Source organism: Geodermatophilus sp. FMUSA9-8, from assembly GCF_037034165.1.
GTDB lineage: Bacteria > Actinomycetota > Actinomycetes > Mycobacteriales > Geodermatophilaceae > Geodermatophilus > Geodermatophilus nigrescens.
Map to the genome: position 1 here is coordinate 333084 of NZ_JBAGKE010000002.1, position 22792 is coordinate 355875.

26 protein-coding genes are annotated in these 22792 nt (G+C 76.4%); 6 read left to right on the plus strand and 20 right to left on the minus strand.

All coding sequences use genetic code 11. The features are described 5' to 3' along the window. Window positions 1–59: 59 nt before the first annotated feature. Window positions 60–569, minus strand: a complete 510-nt coding sequence (locus WA616_RS05780) for a hypothetical protein (RefSeq protein WP_336028110.1) — start codon at window positions 567–569, stop codon at window positions 60–62. 48 nt (window positions 570–617) lie between these two features. Between WA616_RS05780 and WA616_RS05785 the strand changes: the two genes are divergently transcribed. Continuing rightward, a complete protein-coding gene (locus WA616_RS05785; RefSeq protein WP_336028112.1) occupies window positions 618–1058 on the plus strand; it encodes a MarR family winged helix-turn-helix transcriptional regulator in 441 nt (146 codons plus the stop codon). Window positions 1059–1205: 147 nt separating this feature from the next. Here the strand turns inward: WA616_RS05785 and groL are convergent, their stop codons facing one another. Together groL and groES are read right to left on the minus strand one after the other, a co-directional pair. Continuing rightward, entirely contained in the window at window positions 1206–2849 is a 1644-nt protein-coding gene (gene groL, locus WA616_RS05790; RefSeq protein ID WP_073421423.1) for a chaperonin GroEL, read from the minus strand. 155 nt (window positions 2850–3004) lie between these two features. Continuing rightward, window positions 3005–3313 carry a co-chaperone GroES gene (groES, locus tag WA616_RS05795; protein WP_073421422.1) on the minus strand — a complete coding sequence of 103 codons (309 nt, stop codon included), beginning with the start codon at window positions 3311–3313 and terminating at the stop codon, window positions 3005–3007. A gap of 183 nt (window positions 3314–3496) precedes the next feature. Between groES and WA616_RS05800 the strand changes: the two genes are divergently transcribed. Next, window positions 3497–4702, plus strand: a complete 1206-nt coding sequence (locus WA616_RS05800; protein ID WP_336028114.1) for a THUMP-like domain-containing protein — start codon at window positions 3497–3499, stop codon at window positions 4700–4702. Here the strand turns inward: WA616_RS05800 and tsaD are convergent. The 6 genes from tsaD to WA616_RS05830 are packed head-to-tail and all read right to left on the minus strand — an operon-like array spanning window position 4699 to window position 8425. Beyond that, the gene (tsaD, locus tag WA616_RS05805; RefSeq protein ID WP_336028116.1) at window positions 4699–5733 is read right to left on the minus strand and encodes a tRNA (adenosine(37)-N6)-threonylcarbamoyltransferase complex transferase subunit TsaD; all 1035 of its coding nucleotides are present in this window, start codon (window positions 5731–5733) and stop codon (window positions 4699–4701) included. The genes WA616_RS05800 and tsaD overlap by 4 nt on opposite strands. Further along, window positions 5730–6194 carry a ribosomal protein S18-alanine N-acetyltransferase gene (gene rimI / locus WA616_RS05810; RefSeq protein ID WP_336028118.1) on the minus strand — a complete coding sequence of 155 codons (465 nt, stop codon included), beginning with the start codon at window positions 6192–6194 and terminating at the stop codon, window positions 5730–5732. The genes tsaD and rimI overlap by 4 nt, the downstream gene beginning before the upstream one ends. After that, entirely contained in the window at window positions 6191–6829 is a 639-nt protein-coding gene (tsaB, locus tag WA616_RS05815) for a tRNA (adenosine(37)-N6)-threonylcarbamoyltransferase complex dimerization subunit type 1 TsaB (protein WP_336028120.1), read from the minus strand. The genes rimI and tsaB overlap by 4 nt, the downstream gene beginning before the upstream one ends. An 11-nt stretch (window positions 6830–6840) precedes the next feature. Continuing rightward, window positions 6841–7350, minus strand: a complete 510-nt coding sequence (locus WA616_RS05820) for a GNAT family N-acetyltransferase (protein WP_336028122.1) — start codon at window positions 7348–7350, stop codon at window positions 6841–6843. Beyond that, on the minus strand, window positions 7347–7796 hold the full coding sequence (tsaE, locus tag WA616_RS05825; protein WP_336028124.1) for a tRNA (adenosine(37)-N6)-threonylcarbamoyltransferase complex ATPase subunit type 1 TsaE: 450 nt from the start codon (window positions 7794–7796) through the stop codon (window positions 7347–7349). The genes WA616_RS05820 and tsaE overlap by 4 nt, the downstream gene beginning before the upstream one ends. After that, window positions 7793–8425 carry a uracil-DNA glycosylase gene (locus tag WA616_RS05830; RefSeq protein ID WP_336028125.1) on the minus strand — a complete coding sequence of 211 codons (633 nt, stop codon included), beginning with the start codon at window positions 8423–8425 and terminating at the stop codon, window positions 7793–7795. The genes tsaE and WA616_RS05830 overlap by 4 nt, the downstream gene beginning before the upstream one ends. A 95-nt stretch (window positions 8426–8520) precedes the next feature. Here WA616_RS05830 and WA616_RS05835 point away from each other — a divergent pair, with 95 nt between their 5' ends. Continuing rightward, window positions 8521–9075 (plus strand): TIGR04222 domain-containing membrane protein, encoded by a 555-nt coding sequence (locus WA616_RS05835; protein WP_336028127.1) that lies wholly within the window; start codon window positions 8521–8523, stop codon window positions 9073–9075. 28 nt (window positions 9076–9103) lie between these two features. Here WA616_RS05835 and WA616_RS05840 read toward each other — a convergent pair whose 3' ends face one another. From WA616_RS05840 to WA616_RS05890, 11 genes are all read right to left on the minus strand, one after another. After that, window positions 9104–10327 carry an alpha/beta fold hydrolase gene (locus tag WA616_RS05840; RefSeq protein ID WP_336028129.1) on the minus strand — a complete coding sequence of 408 codons (1224 nt, stop codon included), beginning with the start codon at window positions 10325–10327 and terminating at the stop codon, window positions 9104–9106. Beyond that, entirely contained in the window at window positions 10327–11463 is a 1137-nt protein-coding gene (gene alr / locus WA616_RS05845; protein ID WP_336028130.1) for an alanine racemase, read from the minus strand. Before alr ends, WA616_RS05840 begins: the two co-directional genes overlap by 1 nt. After that, complete coding sequence (locus WA616_RS05850) at window positions 11460–12923, minus strand: NAD(P)H-hydrate dehydratase (protein ID WP_336028131.1); 1464 nt, start codon at window positions 12921–12923, stop codon at window positions 11460–11462. The genes alr and WA616_RS05850 overlap by 4 nt, the downstream gene beginning before the upstream one ends. After that, on the minus strand, window positions 12920–13297 hold the full coding sequence (locus WA616_RS05855) for a holo-ACP synthase (protein ID WP_073421405.1): 378 nt from the start codon (window positions 13295–13297) through the stop codon (window positions 12920–12922). Before WA616_RS05855 ends, WA616_RS05850 begins: the two co-directional genes overlap by 4 nt. 121 nt (window positions 13298–13418) lie before the next feature. Further along, window positions 13419–15293: a glutamine--fructose-6-phosphate transaminase (isomerizing) gene (gene glmS / locus WA616_RS05860; protein ID WP_336028133.1), complete on the minus strand. Its 1875-nt coding sequence runs from the start codon at window positions 15291–15293 to the stop codon at window positions 13419–13421. Between the two features lie 202 nt (window positions 15294–15495). Further along, the gene (locus WA616_RS05865) at window positions 15496–16335 is read right to left on the minus strand and encodes a DUF427 domain-containing protein (RefSeq protein ID WP_336028134.1); all 840 of its coding nucleotides are present in this window, start codon (window positions 16333–16335) and stop codon (window positions 15496–15498) included. A gap of 61 nt (window positions 16336–16396) precedes the next feature. Then, window positions 16397–17737, minus strand: coding sequence for a phosphoglucosamine mutase (gene glmM / locus WA616_RS05870; RefSeq protein ID WP_336028135.1), 1341 nt, complete (start codon window positions 17735–17737; stop codon window positions 16397–16399). 11 nt (window positions 17738–17748) lie between these two features. Beyond that, window positions 17749–18168: a 30S ribosomal protein S9 gene (gene rpsI / locus WA616_RS05875; protein ID WP_442901974.1), complete on the minus strand. Its 420-nt coding sequence runs from the start codon at window positions 18166–18168 to the stop codon at window positions 17749–17751. Next, a complete protein-coding gene (gene rplM, locus WA616_RS05880; protein ID WP_073421397.1) occupies window positions 18165–18608 on the minus strand; it encodes a 50S ribosomal protein L13 in 444 nt (147 codons plus the stop codon). The genes rpsI and rplM overlap by 4 nt, the downstream gene beginning before the upstream one ends. A 122-nt stretch (window positions 18609–18730) precedes the next feature. Then, window positions 18731–19933: a DUF7373 family lipoprotein gene (locus WA616_RS05885; RefSeq protein ID WP_336028137.1), complete on the minus strand. Its 1203-nt coding sequence runs from the start codon at window positions 19931–19933 to the stop codon at window positions 18731–18733. Window positions 19934–19964: 31 nt separating this feature from the next. After that, complete coding sequence (locus WA616_RS05890) at window positions 19965–20456, minus strand: beta-class carbonic anhydrase (protein ID WP_336028138.1); 492 nt, start codon at window positions 20454–20456, stop codon at window positions 19965–19967. Between the two features lie 133 nt (window positions 20457–20589). Here WA616_RS05890 and moeA point away from each other — a divergent pair, with 133 nt between their 5' ends. From moeA to WA616_RS05905, 3 genes are read left to right on the plus strand one after another with little or no spacing between them, the layout of a single operon-like run. Next, on the plus strand, window positions 20590–21783 hold the full coding sequence (gene moeA, locus WA616_RS05895; RefSeq protein ID WP_336028139.1) for a molybdopterin molybdotransferase MoeA: 1194 nt from the start codon (window positions 20590–20592) through the stop codon (window positions 21781–21783). After that, window positions 21780–22250 carry a cyclic pyranopterin monophosphate synthase MoaC gene (gene moaC / locus WA616_RS05900; RefSeq protein ID WP_073421388.1) on the plus strand — a complete coding sequence of 157 codons (471 nt, stop codon included), beginning with the start codon at window positions 21780–21782 and terminating at the stop codon, window positions 22248–22250. Before moeA ends, moaC begins: the two co-directional genes overlap by 4 nt. Further along, on the plus strand, window positions 22247–22741 hold the full coding sequence (locus WA616_RS05905) for a MogA/MoaB family molybdenum cofactor biosynthesis protein (protein ID WP_336028141.1): 495 nt from the start codon (window positions 22247–22249) through the stop codon (window positions 22739–22741). Before moaC ends, WA616_RS05905 begins: the two co-directional genes overlap by 4 nt. Window positions 22742–22792 lie beyond the last annotated feature (51 nt).

Sequence of the window (22792 nt, forward strand, 5' to 3'; positions counted from 1 at the left end):
GACGCAGCGAGAGGGCCGGTCCAGCAGACGCTGGACCGGCCCTCTCGCTGCGTCCGGGGTCAGTCGACCCGCTCGGCGGTCATCAGCTCGTCGTGCACCCAGGTGACGCCCCGGTCGGGGGACGTCTCGGCCGACCAGGTGAACGAGCGCGGGCGGACGTCGGAGAAGCGCCAGCGCAGCCACGGCTCCTCGTCGTCGCTGAGCAGGAGGACGCCGCCACCGCCGGTGGGACGGCCGGTGAAGCGCCGCACGCGCCCGTTGACCGGGTCCATCCACGTCGAGCGCCACGTCCCGGGGGCGTGCGGGTCGGGAAAGCGGACCGTCGTCCCGTGGAACGCCCGCGGCGGGACGCCGGCGCCGGGCCGTCCCGGACCGGGCACCACCCAGACGTCCTGCACCGCCCGGCCGCCGAGCACGCGGCCGGCGTGCAGGTCCCCCTCCGCCGTCGCCCAGTCCCCGTCGGGCCCGAGGCCGCGCCAGGACAGCCGCCAGCTCCCCGTCAGCCGGCCGAACAGCGCCAGCGCGTCCTCGCCGTCGGGCTCGGGCGAGTGCAGGACCTCGTGCAGCACGGCGACCTCCTCGTCAGCCTCCTGTCAGGACGACAGTAGACTGTCATCATGACCGACGTCCAGGAGGCCTACCGGCTGCTCGTCGCCGACGTCTACGAGCTCGCCGGCACGTCCCGGCGCACCAGCGAGGCGATCGCCGCGACGGCCGGGCAGACCACCGCCCGGTGGCACGTGCTCAGCGTCCTGTCCGGGGCGCCGTCGACGGTGGCCGCCGTGGCCCGCCGGCTGGGCCTGGCCCGCCAGTCGGTGCAGCGGGTGGCCGACGACCTCGTCGCCGACGGCCTGGCCGACCGCGCGCCCAACCCCGACCACCGCACCGCTCCCCTGCTGGAGCTGACCGGTGCGGGGCGGGCAGCGCTGGCGGCGCTGGTCGAGCGCGGGGACGCCGACCGGGCGCGCGTCCTGGCCGCGGCGGGCACCTCCGCCGAGGAGCTGCTGGCCTGCCGGGAGGTCCTGCGACGCCTGGTCGCCGCGCTCGACGGCCCCTGAGACGACGGGAGGGCCGGCCCAGCAGACGCTGGGCCGGCCCTCCTGGGATGTGCGGGCCGTCCTGGCTCACGTCCGTGCGTCCTGGCTCACCGTCGGCGGTGAGCCAGGACGCCGCACGATCAGCTCACCTGATCGTGCGGAACGGGGTCAGTGGCTGTGGCCGTGACCATGCGAGTGGCCGTGGGTGTGGTGCCCGCCGCCCGCGTGGTCGTGCTCCTCCTCCGGCGCCTCGACGACGGCGGAGTCGGTGGTGAGCACCATCGCGGCGATCGACGCGGCGTTGCCCAGCGCGGCCTTGGTGACCTTGACCGGGTCGATGACGCCCTGGCCGGCCAGGTCGCCGTACTCGCCGGTGGCCGCGTTGAAGCCCTGGCCCACGCCGAGGTCGCGGACCTTGGCGACGACGACGCGGCCCTCGAAGCCGGCGTTGTCGGCGATGCGGGCCAGCGGGGCCTCCAGCGCGCGCTGCACGGCGCGGGCGCCGGTCAGCTCGTCGCCGGTGAGGTCCAGCGCGTCGATGGCGGTGGCGGCGTGCACGAGCGCGGAACCGCCGCCGGGGACGACGCCCTCCTCCACCGCGGCGCGGGTGGCGGCGATGGCGTCCTCGATGCGGTGCTTGCGCTCCTTGAGCTCGACCTCGGTGGCCGCGCCGACCCGGATGACGCCGATGCCGCCGGCCAGCTTGGCCAGCCGCTCCTGCAGCTTCTCGCGGTCCCAGTCGGAGTCGGTGGCCTCGATCTCGCGGCGGATCTGGGCGACCCGGTCGGAGATCGCGCCGGCCGTGCCGCCGCCGTCGACGACCGTCGTCGTGTCCTTGGTGACGGTCACGCGGCGGGCGGTGCCGAGCACCTCGAGGCCGACCTGGTCGAGCTTGAGGCCGACGTCCTCGCTGACGACCTGGCCGCCGGTGACGATGGCGAGGTCGGTCATGAAGGCCTTGCGGCGGTCGCCGAAGTAGGGCGACTTGACCGCGACGACGCGGATCGTCTTGCGGATCGAGTTGACGACCAGGGTGGACAGCGCCTCGCCCTCGACGTCCTCGGCGACGATCAGCAGCGGGCGGGCGCCGTTGCCGAGCACCTTCTCCAGCAGCGGGAGCAGGTCGGCCAGCGCGCTGACCTTGCCCTGCACCAGCAGCACGAGGGCGTCCTCGAGGACGGCCTCCATCGCCTCCTGGTCGGTGACGAAGTAGGGCGAGAGGTAGCCCTTGTCGAACTGCACGCCCTCGGTGACGTCGAGGTCGGTGGAGAGGGTGTTGCTCTCCTCGACGGTGATGACGCCGTCCTTGCCGACCTTCTCCATCGCCTCGCCGATCAGGGCGCCGACCTCGGCGTCCTGGGCGGAGATGGTGGCGACGCCGGCGATGGCCGACTGCTCGTCGACGGGGATGGCGACCTCGTCGAGGGCCTTCGACACCGCGTCGACGGCGGCGCGCATGCCGCGGCCGAGACCCATCGGGTTGGCGCCGGCGGCGACGTTGCGCATGCCCTCCTTGACCAGCGCCTGGGCCAGCACCGTGGCGGTGGTGGTGCCGTCACCGGCGACGTCGTTGGTCTTGGTGGCGACGTTCTTGGCCAGCTGGGCGCCGAGGTTCTCGTACGGGTCCTCGAGCTCCACCTCGCGGGCGATGGTGACGCCGTCGTTGGTGATGGTCGGTGCGCCGAACTTCTTGTCGAGGACGACGTTGCGCCCGCGCGGGCCGAGGGTGACCTTGACGGCGTCGGCGAGCTTGTCCACGCCGCGCTCGAGCGAGCGGCGGGCGTCCTCGTTGAACTTGATGATCTTGGCCATGGGGCCCTTCCGATCAGATCGCTACGGGGGTGAGACGGCGACCGCCCCGGGACCCGGTCAGTCGGGTCGCCGGGGCGGTCTGGTGCCGTGCTGGAACGGCCACTCTTCAGGGGCCCGCGCCGAGCTCGCTCGGCGTGGGGGGAAGGGTGGTCCTTCTACTTCTCCACGACGGCGAGCAGGTCGCGGGCGGAGAGCACGAGGTACTCCTCGCCGGCGTACTTGACCTCGGTGCCGCCGTACTTCGAGTAGATGACGACGTCGCCGACGTTGACGTCGAGCGGGACGCGGTTGCCGTTGTCGTCGATGCGGCCGGGGCCCACGGCGATGACCGTGCCCTCCTGCGGCTTCTCCTTGGCGGTGTCCGGGATGACCAGGCCGGAGGCGGTGGTGGTCTCGGCCTCGTTGGCCTGGACGACGACGCGGTCCTCGAGCGGCTTGATGGAGACCTTGGTAGCGGTCGTCACGAGGTGACGCCCCCTTCGGGATCGGACGGCTGGTGGGGTTGCACGTTGTGGCACGGGGGCCGGGCCTGCCGTCGCGGGGGTCAGGCTCCTGCCCGTGTCGATTGGCACTCTACCCACGAGAGTGCCAGCCCCTCAACCGGGTCCACCGCTCGGAGGACGGGCCACTGCGGGAGGCTGGTCGCCGTGCCCGATCCCGCCGCGCTGACCCTGCTGCGCACGCCCGAGGGAGCCGCCGCGACCGCCCGCGCCGCGGCGCTGCTGGCCGGGGGCGCCGACGTGCTGGCGGGGGTCGCGGCGCTGCGCGCGGAGGTCGGGCCGGAACTGGCCGGTCCCGCCTGGGAGCTGGCCCGGCTGCGGGCGCGGGCCCGTCCGGTGTTCGGCGCCGACGCCGACCGGCTGTTCCTCACCGCCGACACGCTCGAGCAGGCCGGCCGGCCCGCACTCGCCGCCCGCCGGGCCGCCCGCCTGCTCGCCGACGGCACCGACTCCGCGGCCGACCTGGGCTGCGCGTCGGGCACCGACACCGTGGCGCTCGCCCGGGCCGGCGCGCGGGTGCTCGCCGTCGACCTCGACCCGGTGGCCCGCGAGCTCACGGCCGCCAACGCCGAGGCGCTCGGCGTGGCCGACGACGTGTGGGTGGTCGCGGGCGACGTCGTCGAGCTGGTGGACGCCGCCCGCGGGGGCGAGGTCGCCGGGTGCGCGGCCGCCGTCCTCGACCCCGCGCGGCGGGCGGGCGGCCGCCGGCAGCTCGACCCCGACCGCTGGTCGCCGCCCTGGTCGACGGTGACGGCGCTGCTCGACCGGGTGCCGCGCGCGGTGGTGAAGGTGGCGCCGGGCCTCGACCACGACCGGGTGCCCGAGGGCGTCGAGGCCGAGTGGGTGTCGGTGCGCGGGTCGATCGTCGAGGCGCTGCTGTGGGGCCGCGGGGTGTCCGGGGTGTGGCGGCGGGCGACCGTCGTCCGCGGCGACGACGTGCACGAGCTCACCGCCGGCGACGACCCCGGGCCCGCGCAGGCCGGCCCGGTCGGGGCGTGGCTGCACGAGCCCGACCCCGCCGTCATCCGCTCCGGGCTGGTGTCCCTGGTGGCCGCGGAGCTCGGCGCCACGCTGGTCGACCCGACGATCGCCTACCTGACCTCCGGCGCGGCCGCGGACTCCCCGTGGGCCGCCTCGTACCGCGTCGACGAGGTGCTGCCGTTCAACCTCAAGCGGCTGCGCGCGCTGCTGCGGGCCCGCGGCGTCGGCCGGGTGGTGGTGAAGAAGCGCGGGTCGGCGATCGAGCCGGAGACCCTGGCGCGGCAGCTGCGCGGCCCGGGCGACCGGAGCGCCACCGTCGTCGTCACCCGGGTGGCCGGCGCCCCGACCGCGCTGGTCTGCGACGTGTCCTAGGTCCGGACGACCTCGATCGGCAGGCTGCTGTCGGCCCCCAGGTCGGGCGCGGAGGGCTCGACGCCGGCCGCGACCAGCCGGGAGCCGAGCGCCGCGACCATCGCGCCGTTGTCGGTGCACAGCCGCGGGCTGGGCACGCGCAGCACGATCCCGGCCGCGGCGCAGCGCTCCTCCGCCAGCGCCCGCAGCCGCGAGTTGGCCGCCACTCCCCCGCCGAGCACGAGGTGGTCGACGCCGTGCTCGCGGCAGGCCCGCACGGCCTTGGCGGTGAGCACGTCGGCGACCGCCTCCTGGAACGACGCCGCGACGTCGGCCACCGGCACCGGCTCCCCCGCCTTCCGCCGCGCCTCCACCCAGCGGGCGACGGCGGTCTTCAGGCCGGAGAAGGAGAAGTCGTAGGGCGCGTCGCGGGGGCCGGTGAGCCCGCGCGGGAAGTCGATGGCCGCCGGGTCGCCGTCGCGGGCGGCGCGGTCGAGGGGCGGGCCGCCGGGGAACGGCATGCCGAGCACGCGGGCGACCTTGTCGAAGGCCTCACCGGCGGCGTCGTCGATGGTGCGGCCGAGCGAGGTGACCTCGCGGGCGAGGTCGGGCACGAGCAGCAGCGAGCTGTGCCCGCCGGAGACGAGCAGCGCGAGCGACGGCTCGGCCAGCGGGCCGTGCTGCAGCTCGTCGACGGCGACGTGCGCGGCCAGGTGGTTGACCCCGTAGAGCGGCTTGTCCAGCGCCAGGGCGTAGGCCTTCGCGGCGGCCAGCCCGACCAGCAGCGCGCCGGTCAGGCCGGGTCCCGCGGTGACCGCGACCGCGTCGACGTCGGACGCCGACACCCCGGCCTCGGCGAGCGCGCGGTGCACGGTCGGGACCATCGCCTCCAGGTGCGCCCGCGAGGCGATCTCGGGCACCACGCCGCCGAAGCGCTCGTGCTCGGCCATCGAGGTGGCCAGCGCGTCCGACAGCAGCGTGTGGCCGCGCACCAGGCCGACCCCGGTCTCGTCGCACGAGGTCTCGAACCCCAGGACCAGCGGCTCGCTCACCGCCGCACCTCCCGCTTCATCACGACGGCGTCGGTGCCGCTCGGCTGGTAGTAGCGCGGGCGCCGGCCGATCTCGGCGAACCCGCGGCGCCGGTAGAGGCCCTGCGCCACCTCGTTGTCGGCGCGCACCTCGAGCAGCACGACGGGGCTGCGCCGGTCGGCCTCGGCGAGCAGCGCGTCGAGCAGCAGCGCGCCGAGGCCCTCGCCCTGCCGGTCGCGGGCGACGCCGATCGTGGACACGTGCGCCTCGTCGTCGTAGGCGATGAGGCCCGCGTACCCGACGACGGCGCCGTCGTCCTCGCCGTCCGTGTCGACGGCCACGAGGTAGTGCCGGGTGTCGGTGCGCGACAGCTCGTCGCGGTACATCGCGCGGGTCCAGGTGTCCGGCGCGAAGAGCTCCTCCTCCAGCGCCAGCACGGCGTCGAGGTCGGCCAGCCGCATCGGCCGCAGCCGCGCGCTCACGACGTCGTCACCGGCTTGAACGACGTCGGCGGGACCGCGTCGGGGCGGCGCAGGTACAGCGGGACGAGCGGCCCGGCCGACGACGGGTCGTCGAGCAGCGGCGCCGCCGCCCGCAGCAGGCCGGCGACCGTCACCTCGGCGGGCGTGACCGCGGCGCCGAGCCGCTCGGCGAAGCGCGGGTCGCCGACCAGCGGGCCGTGGGCGGCGAGCTCCTCCGGGCGGACGACGCCCGGTCCGTCGACGCGCGCTCCGGCGGCGTCGTAGGCCGCCCAGTAGACCTCCTTGCGCCGCGCGTCGGTGACCACCGTCCGCTCTCCCGACCCGACGGCGTCGAGCGAGCAGACGCCCACGGCCGGGATGCCACCGGCGTCGGCCAGCGCGGCGGCGGTGACCACGCCGACCCGCAGGCCGGTGAACGGGCCGGGCCCGAGGCCGGTGACGACGGCGCCGACGTCGGCGAGCGCCACGCCGGCCTCGGCGAGGGCCTCGCGCACGGCGGGGACGAGCAGCTCGGCGTGCCGGTTGCCGGAGGGCACCGCCCGCTCGGCGAGGACCTCCACGCCGCCGTCGTCGGAGCGGCGGGCGACGCCGGCGACCAGCGTGGGGGTCGCGGTGTCGAGGGCGAGGACGAGCACGATCCGCCAGGTTAGACCGGCAGCTCGGAGACGACCTCGACGCCGTCGACCGGGTCCACCTGCTCGCCCACGACGACGAAGCCGAACGGCCGGGCCACCGCCTGCGACGCGGTGTTCGACGGCGCGATCGACAGCCGCACCACCGACACGGCCGGCTCCGCCCGGGCGCGGGCGAGCAGCGCGGCCAGCGCCGCCCGCGCGTAGCCGCGGCGCCGGTGCTCGGGCAGCACGGCGTAGCCGATCTCGACCATGCCGCGCCCGTCGGGCGGGCCGTGGAAGGCCGCGCGCCCGACGGCCAGCCGCCGGTCGGCGTCCCAGACGACGCCGGTCACCCAGGCGGCCGCGGCCGGGTCGGCGGCCACCTGCTCCGCGCGCATCCGCCACACCTCCGACCAGGCGGGGTCGGTGAACCCCGGCGGCAGCGGCACCGGGGAGGCGGCGGTCGCGGCGGCGAGGTCGCCGGCGGCCAGCGCGGCGTAGGCCGGGCCGTCCAGCGGCAGCACCTCCACCCGCGGGCTCACTCCGACAGCCGCCGCTCCCAGCCGGCGCCGGAGGGCACGAGGACGGCGGTGCGGACGTCGTCGTCGCGGCGGTCCAGGCGCAGCTCGAGGTGCTCGTCGGTGAGCCGCTCGACCAGCCCGGCGCCCCACTCGACGACCGTCACCGACTCCTCGGTCGAGGCGTCGAGGTCGAGGTCGTCGACGTCGGCGACGCTCCCCAGCCGGTAGGCGTCGACGTGCACCAGCGGCAGCCGCCCGCCGCGGTGCACGCGGGCGATGACGAAGGTCGGCGAGGTGACCGGCTCGGTCACCCCGAGCGCGGCACCCAGGCCCTGGGTGAGCGCGGTCTTGCCGGCGCCGAGCGGGCCGGTGAGCACCAGCAGGTCGCCCGGCTCCACGACGGCGGCGAGGGCGGCACCGAGGGCCCGGGTGTCGTCGACGGTGGGCAGCACGTGCTCGCGCCTCATGCCGCCAGGCTCCGGGCGACCGACGTCAGGTCCTCGAGCAGGCCGGCGCGGGGGGCGCCGTGGGGGCCGAACCGGATGGCCGCCGACGGGTGGTAGGTGGCCCAGACCGCCCGGCCGCCGACGTCGTGCGGGCGGCCGCGGGCCCCGGCGAGCACGGTGCGCGGGCCGAGGAACCACTTGGCCGACGACAGGCCCAGCGCCACGACGACCGGCGGGTCGAGCAGCTCGAGCTGGCGGCGCAGCCAGCCGCTGCAGCGGGCCACCTCCGGCGTCCTCGGCGTCCGGTTGCCCGGCGGGCGGCACTTCACGATGTTGAGCACGGCCGCCTCGGCGCGGTCGAGCCCGGCCTCGGCGAGCAGCTGGTCGAGCAGCTGGCCCGACTTCCCGACGAAGGGCCGGCCGGTCTCGTCCTCGTTGGCGCCGGGCGCCTCGCCGATCAGGGCGAACCGCGCCCGCCCGCGCACCGGCGGGTCGCCGACGACGACGTGCTGCCGGGTGGCCGACAGCTCGGGGCAGGCGACGCAGGGCGTCGCGGCGGCGGCGAGCGCGGGCCAGTCGGCGGCGGCCGCGGCCGTGGCGGCGACCTCCTCGGCCGCGGCGTCGAACCGGGGCGGACGGGGGGCTGCCACGTCCCCGACCCTACGGCGGGCGCGGCCGGGGGGCTTCCGCGCCCGCTCCCGCCCTGTCACCGTGGGACACGGCCCCCGCCGCGGGAGGAGTCGCCATGACCGAGCACCCCGACGTCTACGAGGTCGCCTGTCTGGCCGGCGGGCCGCAGCGGGTGGTCGACACGGCGCTGGTGGCCCTCGTGGTCACCGGCCGGGTGCGCGCGGTGGCGCCCGGGGAGCTGCAGGTCGTCGAGCCGCGGCGGCGCCACCCGGTGGAGGCCGCCGTCCTCGACGCCGTCGGGGGCCGGGGCCGCCGGTCGGTGGAGACGGTGCGCTGGCGCGCGCTGGCCGACGACCGGGTCACGGTCCTCCCCCGCCGGCTGCGCGCCGAGCGCCTGCTCGGCCGGTTCACCGGCCCGACCGCGGCCGGCCGGCGCGTGCTCGAGCGGGCGCGCGCCGCCGACGTCGGGCCGGTGCTGCACGTCGCCCTCGAGGGCCGGGACCGGCTGACCGACCCCGCGCTGCGGGAGGCCGTCTGCGACCCGCCGCGCCGCCCGGCGCTGCCGGGCGTCGCCGCCTCGCCGTGGGCGCTGTCCTACGCCGACGGGTGCGAGGTGGCCCAGCGGACCCGGGACACGCTGGTGGCCCGGGGCCTCGACGGCCGGCTTTGACGAGGACCGGGTAGGGCCCCGCAGGGACCTACCGGCCGGGTTCCTGGCGGATGCGGGCGGTCTCCGTGGCCACCCGGCGCACCAGGCCGGCCAGCGCCCGGGTGACCTCCTGCGGCTTCTCCAGCGTCACCAGGTGCCCGGCGTCGTGGACGACGACGTGCTCGACCGCCGGCCCCTCGCCGCCGAGCAGCTCCACCAGGGTGTCACTGTGCGCCGGCGGGATCATCCGGTCGGCGTCGCCGGTGAGCACGAGCGTGGGCACCCGGCGCAGCGGCGCGAGCGCGCCGGTCTCGTCGAGGCCGGCCAGCGCCGGGTAGAACTCGGCGATCACGTCGACCGGGGTGCCGGCGATCATCGCGTCGACGTAGCGGCCCAGCCGCGGGTCGACGTCGGTGGAGGCGAACGACAGCGACCACGTCGCCGCGGAGACGACGTCGGCGGCGAGCCGGCGGGTGCGCTCGGCGAACACCGGCCGCCGGCGCATCGTCCAGGCGGCCACGGGCAGCACCGCGGCGCGCACGCGGGTGAGGAAGTCGGGCAGGCCGAAGTCGAGGTCGGCCAGCTGGCCGCTGGAGGTGGACACCAGCGCGACGCCGGCGACCTTCGTGCCGAACAGCTCCGGGTGCAGGTCGGCCAGGCCCATGACGGTCATGCCGCCCATGGAGTGGCCGACCAGCACGACCGGTCCCTCCGGCACCCGCTCCTCGAGCACCCGCGCGAGGTCGCGCGCCAGCTGCTCGATCGTGGAGTTCTCCGCCGGCCCGCGGGACGACGAGCCGTGCCCGCGCTGGTCGTAGAAGACCAGCCGGGCGGTGGGCCGGTGGCCGTTCGCGGTGGCCAGCTCCGCGCCCAGGGACCGGCGCTGGTAGGTCCAGGAGGCCATCGACAGCGTGTAGCCGTGCACGAAGACGACGGTCAGCGGCGCGTCGAGCGGGCCGACCTCGTCCACGGCGAGCAGCACGCCGTCGTCGGCCTGCACCTGCGCCGTCCGGTCGGCCCGGCGCGCGGCGGCGCCGAGCGGGTCGTCCTCGCGCAGCTCGGCGTCGCTGGCGCCCTCCGGGAGCGCTCCGCCCGGGCTGAGCCGCTCGGCCCGCACCCGGCGGGTGGCGATGCGCGCGACGGCGACGCCGACGGCGGTGGTGGCCGCCGCGAGGCCGACGACCGCGCCGGCGATCCCGACCGCCGGGTGCCGCTCCAGCGCTCCGGTCAGTCCCGGGTGCGCCGGCGCCCGCCGGCTCGACCGGTGTGCCATCAGACCGCCCCCGCCGACCCGACGTGGCGGCGGGTGAACCGCCCGCCGACCCGGGTGACCAGCTCGTAGTGGATGGTGTCGACCGCGTCGGCCCACTGCTGGGCGGTTGGCTCGCCGCGCTCGCCCGAGCCCCACAGGACCACCTCGTCGCCCGGGGCGACGGCGTCGTCGCCGACGTCGAGCACGAACTGGTCCATGCACACGCGGCCGGCGATCGTCCGCTGCGCGCCGGCGGCGAGCACGGGTGCGCGGTTGCCCGCGGCGCGCGGGACGCCGTCGGCGTAGCCGACCGGGACCAGCGCCAGCGTCGTCTCGCGCTCCGGGGAGTAGGTGTGCCCGTAGGAGACGCCGACGCCGGCCGGCACCCGCTTGGTCAGCGCGACGCGGGCGCGCACGCTCATCGCCGGCCGCAGGCCGTGGACGGCGGGGTCGCCGCCGAGCGGGTCGAGGCCGTAGAGGGCGACGCCGGGCCGGACCATGTCGTACCAGGTGTCGGGCAGCGCGACGGTGGCCGCGGAGTTGGCCAGGTGCCGGGTGCCGTCGAGGCCGGCGGCGCGGGCGATGGCGACCGCCTCCTCGAACACCCGCACCTGCGCGCCGATGGTCGGGTGGGTGGGGGCGTCGGCGTAGGCCATGTGGCTCCACAGCCCGACCACCTCGACCTCGCCGTCGGCCTGTGCGCGGGCCGCCGCGGCCACCAGCGCGGGCCAGTCGGCGGTGGTGGCGCCCTCGCGGGACAGGCCCGTGTCGGCGCACAGGTGCAGCCGCGCGGGACGGCCGGTGACGCGGGCGGCGGCCACGACCTCGGCCAGGCCCCACTCCGCGTTCGCCGACACCTCGACGCCGGCCTCCAGCGCGGGCGCGAAGTCGGTGCCCGGCGCGTGCAGCCAGGCCAGCAGCGGCGCCGTGACCCCGGCGGCACGCAGCGCGAGCGCCTCCTCGAGGACGGCGACGCCGAGCGCGTCGGCACCGCCGGCGAGCACCGCCCGCGCGGCCGGCACCAGGCCGTGCCCGTAGCCGTCGGCCTTGACCACCGCCATGAGCGGGCGGCCGACCCGCTCGCGGAGCACGGCGGTGTTCGCCGCGATCGCGTCGAGGTCGACGACCACCTCGGCCCGGGGAGCTGGCTGCTTCACGCCCCCGAGTGTCCCAGGAGCGCGTCGCCGCCCCCGCGCACCCGGCCGACGGTGTCCGGCAGCACCCGCACGAGGTCGGAGGCGAGGATCGGCCCGCGCGCCGCGGCGACCTGGCCGGCGCGGCCGTGCAGGTGGGCGGCCGCCGCGGCCGTCTCCGCCGCGGGCGTGCCGGCGGCCAGCAGCGAGCCGAGGACCCCCGACAGGACGTCGCCGCTGCCGGCCGTGGCCAGGTCGGAGGTGCCGGTGGCGTTGACGAACGCGGTGCCGTCGGGCGCGGCGACCACGGTGGCGTCGCCCTTGAGCAGGACGACGACGCCGAGGTCGGCGGCCAGCCGGCGGGCGCTGCCGATGCGGTCGCCGCCGACCGGGGCGCCGAAGCGCTCGAACTCCCGGTCGTGCGGGGTCAGCACGGTGGGCGCGGTGCGGCCGCGGACGAGGTCCGGCTCGCGCGCGGCCATCGTCAGCGCGTCGGCATCGACCACCACCGGCAGGTCGGTGGCCAGCACCTCGGCCAGCACGCTCCGGGCGTCGTCATCGGTGCCCGTGCCGGGGCCGGCCACCCAGGCCTGCACGCGGCCGGCGTCGCGGGGCCGGCCGTCGGTGACGATGGCCTCCGGCCAGGCGGCGCGGACGCCGTCGGCGGCGGTACCGGCGTAGCGGACGAGCCCCGGGCGGGTGCGCAGCGCCGCCCCGGTGCACAGCACCGCGGCGCCGGGGTAGACCGACGAGCCGGCCACCACCCCGACGACGCCGCGGGAGTACTTGTCGTCGGTGGGGCCGGGCGGTTCCAGGTGCGCGGCGACGTCGGCGTCGGTGAGCTGGTGCGCGCGGGCCGGGGCCAGGTGCGGGGCGAGGCCGATGTCGACCAGGTGGACGGTGCCGGCGTACCCGCGCCCCTCCCCCACGACGAGGCCGGGCTTGACCGCGCCGAAGGTGACCGTGTGCACCGCGGCGAACGCCGCGCCCTCGACCGCGCCGGTGTCGGCGTCCACGCCGCTCGGCACGTCGACGGCGACGGTCAGCCCCGGTCCGGTGGCCGCCCGCTGCGCCAGCCGGGCCGCCTCGGTGCGCAGGCCGCCGCGGCCGCCGATGCCCACGATGCCGTCGAGGACGAGGTCGGCGCGGTCGAGCCCGTCGGGTCCCTCCGGGCCGGTCACCCGCCCGCCGGCGCGGCGCAGCGCGGCCAGCCCGGCGGGGTGGGCGCGGTCGGCGTCGAGCAGGACGGCGGTCACCCGGGCGCCGCGGGCGGCCAGCTGCGCGCCGGCGAACAGCGCGTCCCCGCCGTTGTTGCCGGCCCCCACGAGCAGCGTGACGCGGGTGCCGTGCGCCCGGCCGAGCAGCCGCAGGCAGACGACGGCCAGGCCGGTGGCCGCCCGCTGCATGAGCGCGCCCTCGCGGGTGGCGGCGAGCAGCACGTCCTCGGCGGCGCGGACCTCGGCGGCGGTGGACAGCCCGATCACGCGGGTCCCCCCTCGGCGACGACCACCGCGGAGGCGATCCCGCCGTCGTGGCTCAGGGACACGTGCCAGCGGGTGATGCCGAGCTCCGCGGCCCGGGCGGCGACGGTGCCGCGCACCTCCAGGTGCGGGCGGCCGTGCTCGCCGACGGTCACCTCGGCGTCGTGCCACTGCAGCGCTCCGGGGGCGCCGAGCGTCTTGGCGACGGCCTCCTTGGCGGCGAACCGCGCGGCCAGCGACTCCGCCGTCCGCGGGTTGCCCGACGGCGTCACCTGCTCGGAGGCGGTGAACAGCCGGTCGCGGATGCCGGGCGTGCGGGTCAGCGACTCGGCGAATCGGGTCACGGGGACCACGTCGATCCCCACCCCGATGATCACCGGGTCAGTCTGCCGTGCGCCCGCGCGTCCCGCCGTCCTGGCTCACCTCCGCGCGTCCTGGCTCACCGCCGACGGTGAGCCAGGACGCAGCACGACCAGGCGGCCTGATCGTGCTGCGAGGTCACTCGACGGTGACGCTCTTGGCCAGGTTGCGCGGCTGGTCGACGTCGAAGCCGCGGGTGTCGGCGATCTCGCAGGCGAGGATCTGCAGCGGCACCGTGGTCACCACCGGCGCGAGCAGGGTCGGCGTGCGCGGCACCCGGATCAGGTGGTCGGCGTAGGGCACGACGTCCTCGTCGCCCTCCTCCGCGATCACGATCGTGCGCGCGCCGCGTGCCCGGATCTCCTGGATGTTGGAGACGACCTTGCCGTGCAGCAGGCTGCGGCCGCGGGGCGACGGCGCGACGACTACCACCGGTGTGCCCTGGTCGATGACGGCGATCGGGCCGTGCTTGAGCTCGCCGGCGGCGAAGCCCTCGGCGTGGATGTAGGCGAGCTCCTTGAGCTTGAGCGCGCCCTCGAGCGCCACGGGGAAGCCCACGTGCCGGCCGAGGAACAGGATCGTGTCGGCGTCGGCCAGCGAGCGGCCGAGCTCGCGCACCGGCTCCATCTGGGTCAGCACCCGCTCGACGGCCCCGGGCAGCTTCTGCAGCTCGTGGACGATCGAGGCGACCTCGTCGGTGTACTTGATCCCCCGCACCTGCGCGAGGAACAGCCCGACGAGGTAGCAGGCGACGATCTGCGCCAGGAAGCTCTTGGTCGAGGCGACGGCGATCTCCGGGCCGGCGTGCGTGTAGAGCACGGCGTCGGACTCGCGCGGGATCGTCGAGCCGTTGACGTTGCAGATGGCCAGCGTGCGGGCCTTCTGCTCCTTGGCGTGCCGCAGCGCCATGAGCGTGTCCATCGTCTCGCCGGACTGGCTGATGACGACGACCAGCGTGGAGCGGTCGAGCACCGGGTCGCGGTAGCGGAACTCGCTGGCCACCTCGACCTCGACCGGGATGCGCGTCCAGTGCTCGATCGCGTACTTGGCGATCAGACCGGCGTGGAACGAGGTGCCGCAGGAGACGACGAAGATCTTGTCGATGTCGCGGAGCTCCTGGTCCGACAGGCGCACCTCGTCGAGGACCAGCTCCCCGTCCTCGCCCAGCCGGCCGAGCAGGGTGTCGGCGACGGCCTGCGGCTGCTCGGCGATCTCCTTGAGCATGAACCAGTCGTGGCCGCCCTTCTCGGCGGCAGCGGCGTCCCAGTCGACGGTGTAGGCCACCGGCTCGGCGGGGGCGCCGTCGAAGTCGGTGACGGTCAGGCCGCGGGTGCGGTCGATCTCGACGACCTGGTCCTGGCCCAGCTCGCGCGCCTCGCGGGTGTGCGCGATGAAGGCGGCGACGTCGGAGCCGAGGAAGTACTCGCCGTCGCCCACGCCGACCACCAGCGGGCTGTTGCGGCGGGAGGCGACGAGGGTGTCGGGCTCGTCGGCGTGCGTGGCGACCAGCGTGAAGGCGCCCTCGAGCCGGCGGGACACCACGCGCAGCGCCTCGGCCAGCCGGCCGGGGCCCGCGGGCAGGTCGCGGTAGGCCGCCTCGAGCAGGTGCGCGACGACCTCGGTGTCGGTGTCGGAGCGGAACTCGATGCCGCGGGCCTCGCACTCGGCGCGCAACGCGGCGAAGTTCTCGATGATCCCGTTGTGGATCACCGCGACCCGGCCGTCGGCGGACAGGTGCGGATGGGCGTTGCGGTCGGTCGGCCCGCCGTGGGTGGCCCACCGCGTGTGGCCGATGCCGATGGTCGACTCCGGCAGCGGCGCGTCGGCCAGCACCTTCTCGAGGTTGGCGAGCTTGCCGGCCTTCTTGGCCGCGGCGAGCGCGCCCTCACCGTCCCGCTCGACCCGGACCGCCACGCCCGCGGAGTCGTATCCCCGGTACTCGAGCCGCCGCAGGCCCTCCAGGACGACGTCCAGGGCGTTCTGCGGGCCGACGTAACCCACGATGCCGCACATGTGGACCGAGGGTACCGGCGGTGGCGGACCGATCCGTCCTCCGACGCCGTGACGCGCGCCCCGCGCCACACGCGTCACAACGACACGGTCGTCCTCCGGACGAGACCGCGACCACGAGCCGTCCCCGGCCGCGCGGAGCCCACCCCGCCGCTCGATCGCGGGAGCCCCCGGCCCCCACTCCTCCCGGCGACGCTCCGCGTCCTCAGGACCAGGGGGTGACCGGCCGGGACCGCGGCACGCCGTCGACCGCGACGTCGAAGCGCTCGTCGAAGAAGCACAGCAGCCCCGTGAGCCGGGCCGCGTCGGGCAGCGGGTCGGGGTAGCTCCACACCGCGTCGGGCACGAGGCCGTCGTCGGTGCGCACCGACCAGTAGTGCGCCACGCCCTTGTAGGCGCACTCCGTCCGGGTCGGGCTCGGCTCCAGGTCGGCGACGACGTCCGCGGCGGGCAGGTACCAGCGGACCGGCAGCATCGTCTCGAACACCAGGGCGGGCCGCGCCGAGTCCGCGAGCAGCTGGCCGCCGGCCGACACCCGCACCGAGCGCGACCCGGCGCGGACATCGACCCGGTGGAAGGGGTCGCGCGGGTGGCCGTGCAGCCGCTCGTCCTCCTCGAACCAGGCGTCGCAGCCGGCCCAGTCGAGGACGACGTACCCGGCGAGCGCCGGGTCGGCCGGGCAGAACCCCTCGACCGTGCGGTCGCTGCCCGGGACCGGCACCAGCACCGGTTCCCCCGGCGTGCTGCGGACGGCGAAGGGCACCCGCGGGTCGAGCACGCGCAGCCCGGTCACGTCGGGCAGGGCGAAGCCGGTCCCCGCGGGCTCGTCCGGCGCGGCGCCGGGGTCCGGGACCGGCGCCGCGCGCAGGTCCTCGACCGGCACCGCGTAGGCGGGCACCACCCGGCGGGGCTCCCAGACCAGCAGCGCCCGGTCGGTCAGGGCGACGACGGCGCCGTCCACCTCGGCCCGGACGCGCTTGGCCGTCGGCTCGTACCGGAGCCGGTCGACCACACCGCCGAGCAGGTCCCTCATCCGCACGGTCACGACGTCCTCCCGGAGGCCGGTGGGGACGATCGTCGTCCCGCCCGGCCCGGCGGTCCAGGGGTCAGTCGACGGCGGCGACGACGTCGGCCAGCCGCGCGGCGATCGCGTCGGCGGACTCCTGGGTGGGCGCCTCGACCATGACCCGCACCAGCTGCTCGGTGCCCGACGGGCGCAGCAGCACCCGGCCGTCGTCGCCGAGCTCCTCCTCGGCGGCGTTGACCGCGCCGGCGACGGCGTCGCTCTCGACGACGGCGATCCGGTCGCGCACCGGCACGTTCACCAGCACCTGCGGCAGCCGCTGCACGACCGAGGCGAGCTCGGCGAGCGAGGCGCCGGTGACCGACATCCGGGACAGCAGCGACAGGCCGGTGAGCAGGCCGTCGCCGGTGGTGGCGTGGTCGAGGAAGACCAGGTGGCCGCTCTGCTCGCCGCCGAGGGACAGCCCTCGGGCGCGGAGCGCCTCGAGCACGTAGCGGTCGCCGACGGCGGTGGTGTGCACGGCGATGCCGGCGTCGCGCATCGTGTGGTGGAACCCGAGGTTGCTCATCACGGTGGCGACGACGGTGTCCTGCGCCAGCGCGCCGCGCTCCTTGAGGCCGAGCGCGCAGACCGCGAGGATCGCGTCGCCGTCGACGACCTCGCCGTCGGCGGTCACCGCCAGGCAGCGGTCGGCGTCGCCGTCGTGGGCGATGCCGAGGTCGGCGCCGGTGGCGCGGACGGCCTCGGTCAGCGGGCCCAGGTGGGTGGAGCCGATGCCGTCGTTGATGTTCCAGCCGTCGGGCTCGCCGCCGATGACGGTCACGTCGGCGCCGGCGCGGCGGTAGACGTCGGGCCCGCCGGCGGCGGCAGACCCGTGGGCGCAGTCGACGACCAGGCGCAGCCCCGCGACGGGGGCGGGCAGCGTCGACAGCAGGTGGTCGGCGTAGTCGGCGGCGCCGCCGGGCAGGTCGCGGACGCGGCCGATGGCGGCGCCGGTGGGCCGGTGGGCGGCGGTGCCGGTCTGCACGCTCGCCTCGATCGCCGCCTCGACGGCGTCGGGCAGCTTGTGGCCGCCGCGGCTGAACAGCTTGATGCCGTTGTCGGGCATCGGGTTGTGGCTCGCCGAGATCATGACGCCGAGGTCGGCGCCGGTCTCGGCGGTGAGGAAGGCGACGGCCGGCGTCGGGAGCACGCCCACGCGGAGCACCTCGGCGCCCGCGCTGGCCAGGCCCGCGACGACGGCCGCCTCGAGCATCTCCCCGCTGGCGCGGGGATCACGGCCGACGACCGCGACGGGACGCGAGGTCCCGTCGCGGTCGGCGAGCACACCGGCGGCCGCACGGGCCACCGAGAGGGCCAACTCCGGCGTGAGGTCGGCGTTGGCCCGACCCCGGACGCCGTCGGTCCCGAACAGGCGACCCACGGCGGTACCGGTCAGCGCTTCGAGTACTGAGGCGCCTTGCGGGCCTTCTTGAGGCCGTACTTCTTGCGCTCCTTGACCCGCGCGTCGCGGGTGAGGAAGCCGGCCTTCTTGAGGGCCGGGCGGTCGTCGGCCTCGACCTCGATGAGGGCGCGGGCGATCGCCAGGCGCAGCGCGCCGGCCTGGCCGGTGACGCCGCCGCCCTTGAGGATGCCGACGACGTCGTACTGCTCGGCCTTCTCGAGAGTCACGAACGGCTCCCGGATGAGCTGCTGGTGGACCTTGTTCGGGAAGTACTGCTCGAGCGTCCGGCCGTTGAGGCGGAACTGGCCGGTGCCCGGCACGAGCCGCACGCGGACGACGGCCTCCTTGCGCCGGCCGACGGTCTGGACGGGACGCCCCTCGGCGTCGGTCACGGTCAGGGCGGAGGTCACTGGGCCACCTGCTTGATCTCGAAGGTCTGGGGCTGCTGGGCGGCGTGCGGGTGCTCGGGGCCCGCGTACACCTTCAGCTTCTTGATCATCTGCCGGCCGAGGCTGTTGTGCGGCAGCATGCCCTTGACGGCGCGCTCGACGACGCGGTCGGGGTGCGTGCGCAGCTGGTCGCCGACGTTGATCGCCCGGAGGCCGCCCGGGTAGCCGGAGTGCCGGTAGGCGGTCTTCTGGTCCCGCTTGGAGCCGGTCAGGGCGACCTTGCCGGCGTTCACGACGACGACGAAGTCGCCGACGTCGACGTGCGGTGCGAACTGGGGCTTGTGCTTGCCGCGCAGCAGGGTCGCGATCTGGCTGGCGAGTCGACCGAGCACCACGTCGGTGGCGTCGATGACGTGCCAGACCCGGTCGACCTCGCCGGGCTTGGGTGAGTACGTGCGCACGGCACTGTCCTCCGTCGTCGTCGGGGCGGCTGGTGGGATCGCCTCACCGAGCACGGGAGACGGGGACGGCGCGCGCGCACCAGCCGGCGGCCGCGCACCAGCCGACGACGATACCAGCCGGTTCAGCCGTCGATCAGGTCGCGCTGGGCGGGCAGCAGCCGGTCCATCGCGGCGACGTCGTCGGCCGCGGTGAGGCCGAGCACGTCGACGCTCGCGAGGTAGCTGCCGTAGCCGACGTAGCAGCGCTGGTAGAAGCTCTCCCCCGACTCGAACCAGAAGCAGGGCGCGTCGGGGATCGACGGCAGCGTGAACCGGGTGCCACCGAACTCCGTGGCCTCGAGCTCGGCGAACGTCGTGTAGACGGCGTTGGTCTGCGTCGACGTCGGGAAGGCGTAGAGCGCCACCGCGTAGCTGAGCTCGTCCTCGTCGGACTGCTTGGAGTAGAAGCCGCGGAACCCGTTGGCCGACAGCAGGTCGCGCTCGCGCGCCGGGTCGATCGCCAGCCGCAGGTAGCCCTCGAGGTCGTAGGGGCCGGAGAAGTCGGTGAAGTCACCCGGCGGGTCGAGCGTGAGCGACTGGAGGCCCACCGGGTCGGTCGGCAGCGTGGGCACCTGCGCCTGCGGCGTGGGCGTGAACCCCTGCAGCAGCCCGACCTGGTCGGTCATCAGCCGGCCGACGTCGTCGAGGCCCTGACCGGCGGCGGCCGTGTGGTACGCGTAGGCCAGCATCCGGCCGACCGGCACGAAGACCTGCACGACGTCCTCGCCGCCGTCCTCCAGCAGCACGGCCTCCCCGTCGACGCCGGGCACCGAGGCCGGCTCGTAGCCGGCGCCGGCCTGGTCGGCGGCGAGCTCGGCGGCGGCCCGCCGCGCCGACTCCGGGTCCGACAGCTCGGCCACCATCGTCAGGGTCGCGCGGCCGTCGGCCGGGTCGCTGGTGCACTGCCCCCACGCGGTGACGAAGCCCCAGCGGTCCAGGACCGCCCCCGCGGTGCCCGAGCCGAAGTAGGCCGCGTCGAGGGCGCCGGCGTCGCTCCACGGCCCGCTCGGGAAGCAGGTGTCGGTGCGCGCCGGGAAGGTCGCCTGCACCAGCGAGGTCACCGAGGCGATGCGGTGCGCCTCGAGCAGCGTGCCGACCGTGGGCGCGGGCGCCGGGGTGACGTCGACCGGCGGCTCCGTCGGGGTGGGGTCGGGCGCCTCGCTCGTCGTCGGCGGGGCGCTGGCCAGCGGCGTCGCCGTTCCGGACACCGTGCTGGTGCAGCCCGCCAGCAGCACCCCCGCCGCGACCGCGCCGGCCGCCGTCCACCTGCTCCGCGTCCCCGTCACGGGGCGTGAGCCTAGTGACGGGGACGGGGTGTCAGTCGGCCTCGACGCGGTGGAGTCGCCCGGTCGTGACGTCGTAGACGGTCCCGCAGACGTCCTTCGACAGCAGGAACGGGCTCTCGCGCAGCTTCCGGATCGACAGCCGGACGTCCTCGTCGACGTCGGTGAAGGCCTGCGCCGGCCACGGCGGGCGCACCCCGGTGGCCTCCTCGACGAGGTCGGCGAAGGAGGCGTCGTCGGTCTTCTGCAGCCCGCAGTCGGTGTGGTGCACGAGCACGATCTCGCGGGTGCCCAGCAGGTGCTGGGAGATGGTCAGCGACCGGATGGTGTCGTCGGTGACGACACCGCCGGCGTTGCGGATGACGTGCGCGTCGCCCACGGCGAGCCCCAGCAGCGGGAACAGCGGCATCCGGCTGTCCATGCAGGCGACGACGGCGACCTTGCGCGCCGGGGCCACGGGCAGGGCGCCCGCGAAGTCGCGGGCCCACTCCTCGTTGGCGGCCAGCATCCGCTCGTACTCGGCCACGTGCGTGCTCCTCTCGGGTGGCAGGCATCGGAAGCTCTCCGCACGTTCCGGGCGTGCGGACGCAGGGAGAGCTTCCTATGCCCCGGCCGGACGCGCGTCAGCCGGGTGGGCGGCGATCGGCCAGGATGACCCGGTGCGCACGGTCGAGGAACACCAGGCGGCGGTGGCGGCGCTGCTCGCCCCGCTCGGCGAGGAGGAGGTGCCGGTCGCCGCGGCGCACGGCCGGGTGCTCGCCCGCGACGTGACCGCCGGCGTCCCCCTGCCCGGCTTCGACAACTCGGCGATGGACGGCTACGCCGCCCGCGCCGCCGACCTCGGGCGGCTGCCCGTGCGGCTGCCGGTCGCCGACGACCTGCCGGCCGGGCGCACCGGCGTCGACCCGCTCCAGCCGGGCACCGTGCAGCGGATCATGACCGGCGCGCTGCTGCCCCCGGGCGCCGACGTCGTCGTCCCCGTGGAGCTCACCGACGCGGCCACCGACGTCGTCGAGATCCGCGACGCCCTCGCCGCCGGCACCCACCTGCGCCGCGCCGGGGAGGACATCACCGCCGGCACCGTCGCGCTGGAGGCCGGCAGCCCGCTGGGCGCCGCGCAGCTGGGCCTCGCCGCCGCGGTGGGCGCCCGCACGCTCTGGGTGCGCCGCCGCCCGCGGGTGCTCGTGCTGTCGACCGGCAGCGAGCTGGTGGAGCCCGGCGAGCCGCTGCTCCCCGGCCAGGTCTACGAGTCCAACTCGCTGCTGCTGTGCGCGGCGGTCGAGGACGCCGGCGGCACCGCGCGGCGGCTGCACTTCGTGCCCGACGACGTCGGCCAGTTCCTCGCCGCCGTGCGCGCCGAGCTGGCCGACGCCGACCTGCTGGTCACCAGCGGCGGGGTGAGCGCGGGCGCCTACGAGGTGGTCAAGGACGCGTTCCGCACCCTCGGCACGGTCGAGTTCCTCAAGGTCGCGATGCAGCCCGGCGGGCCCCAGGGCTGCGGCACCGTCGACGGCGTGCCGGTGGTGACCCTGCCGGGCAACCCGGTCAGCTCGTTCGTGTCCTTCGAGGTGTTCGTGCGCCCCGCGCTGCGGCAGGCGCTCGGCCACGCCGCCCCCGGCCGGCTGCGGGCGCCCGCGGTGCTCACCGCGCCGCTGCGCTCGCCCGCCGGGCGCCGCCAGTTCCTCCGCGGCCGCTACGACGCCGGCCGCGTCTCCCAGGTCGGCGGGCCCGGCTCGCACCTGGTCGCCCACCTGGCCCGGGCCAACTGCCTGGTCGTCGTGCCCGAGGACGTCACCGAGCTGCCCGCGGGCGCCGAGGTCGACGTCGTCCTGATCGAGGGAGCGCTGCAGTGAGCGACCGTCTCACCCACGTCGACGAGTCCGGGGCGGCCCGGATGGTCGACGTCTCCGCCAAGCCCGTCACCGCCCGCGAGGCGACCGCGGCCGGCCGGGTGCTGGTCAGTCCCGAGGTGGTGGCGTTGCTGCGCGGGGAGGGCGTGCCCAAGGGCGACGCCGTCGCCGTCGCGCGGATCGCCGGCATCGCCGGGGCCAAGCGGACGCCGGACCTCGTGCCGCTGTGCCACCCGATCGCCCTGCACGGCGTCACCGTGGACGTGACCGTCGCCGACGACGCCGTGGAGATCACCGCCACCGCGCGCACCGCCGACCGGACGGGCGTGGAGATGGAGGCGCTGACGTCGGTGGCGGTGGCCGGGCTGACCGTCATCGACATGGTCAAGGCGGTCGACCCGCGGGCGGCGATCACCGACGTGCGGCTGCTGGCGAAGTCCGGCGGCAAGAGCGGGGAGTGGCGGCGGTGAGCGAGCTCCCCGCGGACGCGCGCGCCGTCGTCGTCACCGCGTCCAACCGGGCCTCGGCCGGGGTCTACGAGGACCGCAGCGGGCAGGCGCTGGCCGAGGGGCTGCGCGCGCTCGGGTTCGCCGTCGAGGGCCCGCACGTGCGCCCGGACGACGCCGAGGCGCTGGCCGCGGTGATCCGCGAGGCGGTCGCGTCCGGCGCCGACGTCGTCCTCACCACCGGCGGCACGGGCCTCTCCCCCACCGACGTGACGCCCGAGGCCACCCGCGCGGTGGTCGAGCGGGAGGCGCCCGGCCTGGCCGAGGCGGTGCGCCGCTACGGGGAGGGGGAGGTGCCGACGTCGGTGCTCTCCCGCGGCATCGCCGGCACCGCGGGACGGACGCTGGTCGTCAACCTCCCCGGCTCGACCGGCGGGGTGCGCGACGGGCTCGCCGTCCTCGGCCCGCTCCTCCCCCACGTCGTGTCGCAGCTGCGCGGCGGCGACCACGTCTGACGTCGGCCTCCGGCCGACACCGCGGCCAGGTGCCGTCCCGGCCTGCGCTGA

What these genes read in the sequence shown, in the direction of transcription:
- WA616_RS05785 (WP_336028112.1), top strand. Translation starts at nt 618, where the DNA reads ATGACCGACGTCCAGGAGGCCTACCGGCTGCTCGTCGCCGACGTCTAC.
- groL (WP_073421423.1), bottom strand. Translation starts at nt 2,849, where the DNA reads ATGGCCAAGATCATCAAGTTCAACGAGGACGCCCGCCGCTCGCTCGAG.
- tsaE (WP_336028124.1), bottom strand. Translation starts at nt 7,796, where the DNA reads ATGAGGCGCGAGCACGTGCTGCCCACCGTCGACGACACCCGGGCCCTC.
- WA616_RS05835 (WP_336028127.1), top strand. Translation starts at nt 8,521, where the DNA reads ATGACCGAGCACCCCGACGTCTACGAGGTCGCCTGTCTGGCCGGCGGG.
- WA616_RS05840 (WP_336028129.1), bottom strand. Translation starts at nt 10,327, where the DNA reads ATGGCACACCGGTCGAGCCGGCGGGCGCCGGCGCACCCGGGACTGACC.
- glmS (WP_336028133.1), bottom strand. Translation starts at nt 15,293, where the DNA reads ATGTGCGGCATCGTGGGTTACGTCGGCCCGCAGAACGCCCTGGACGTC.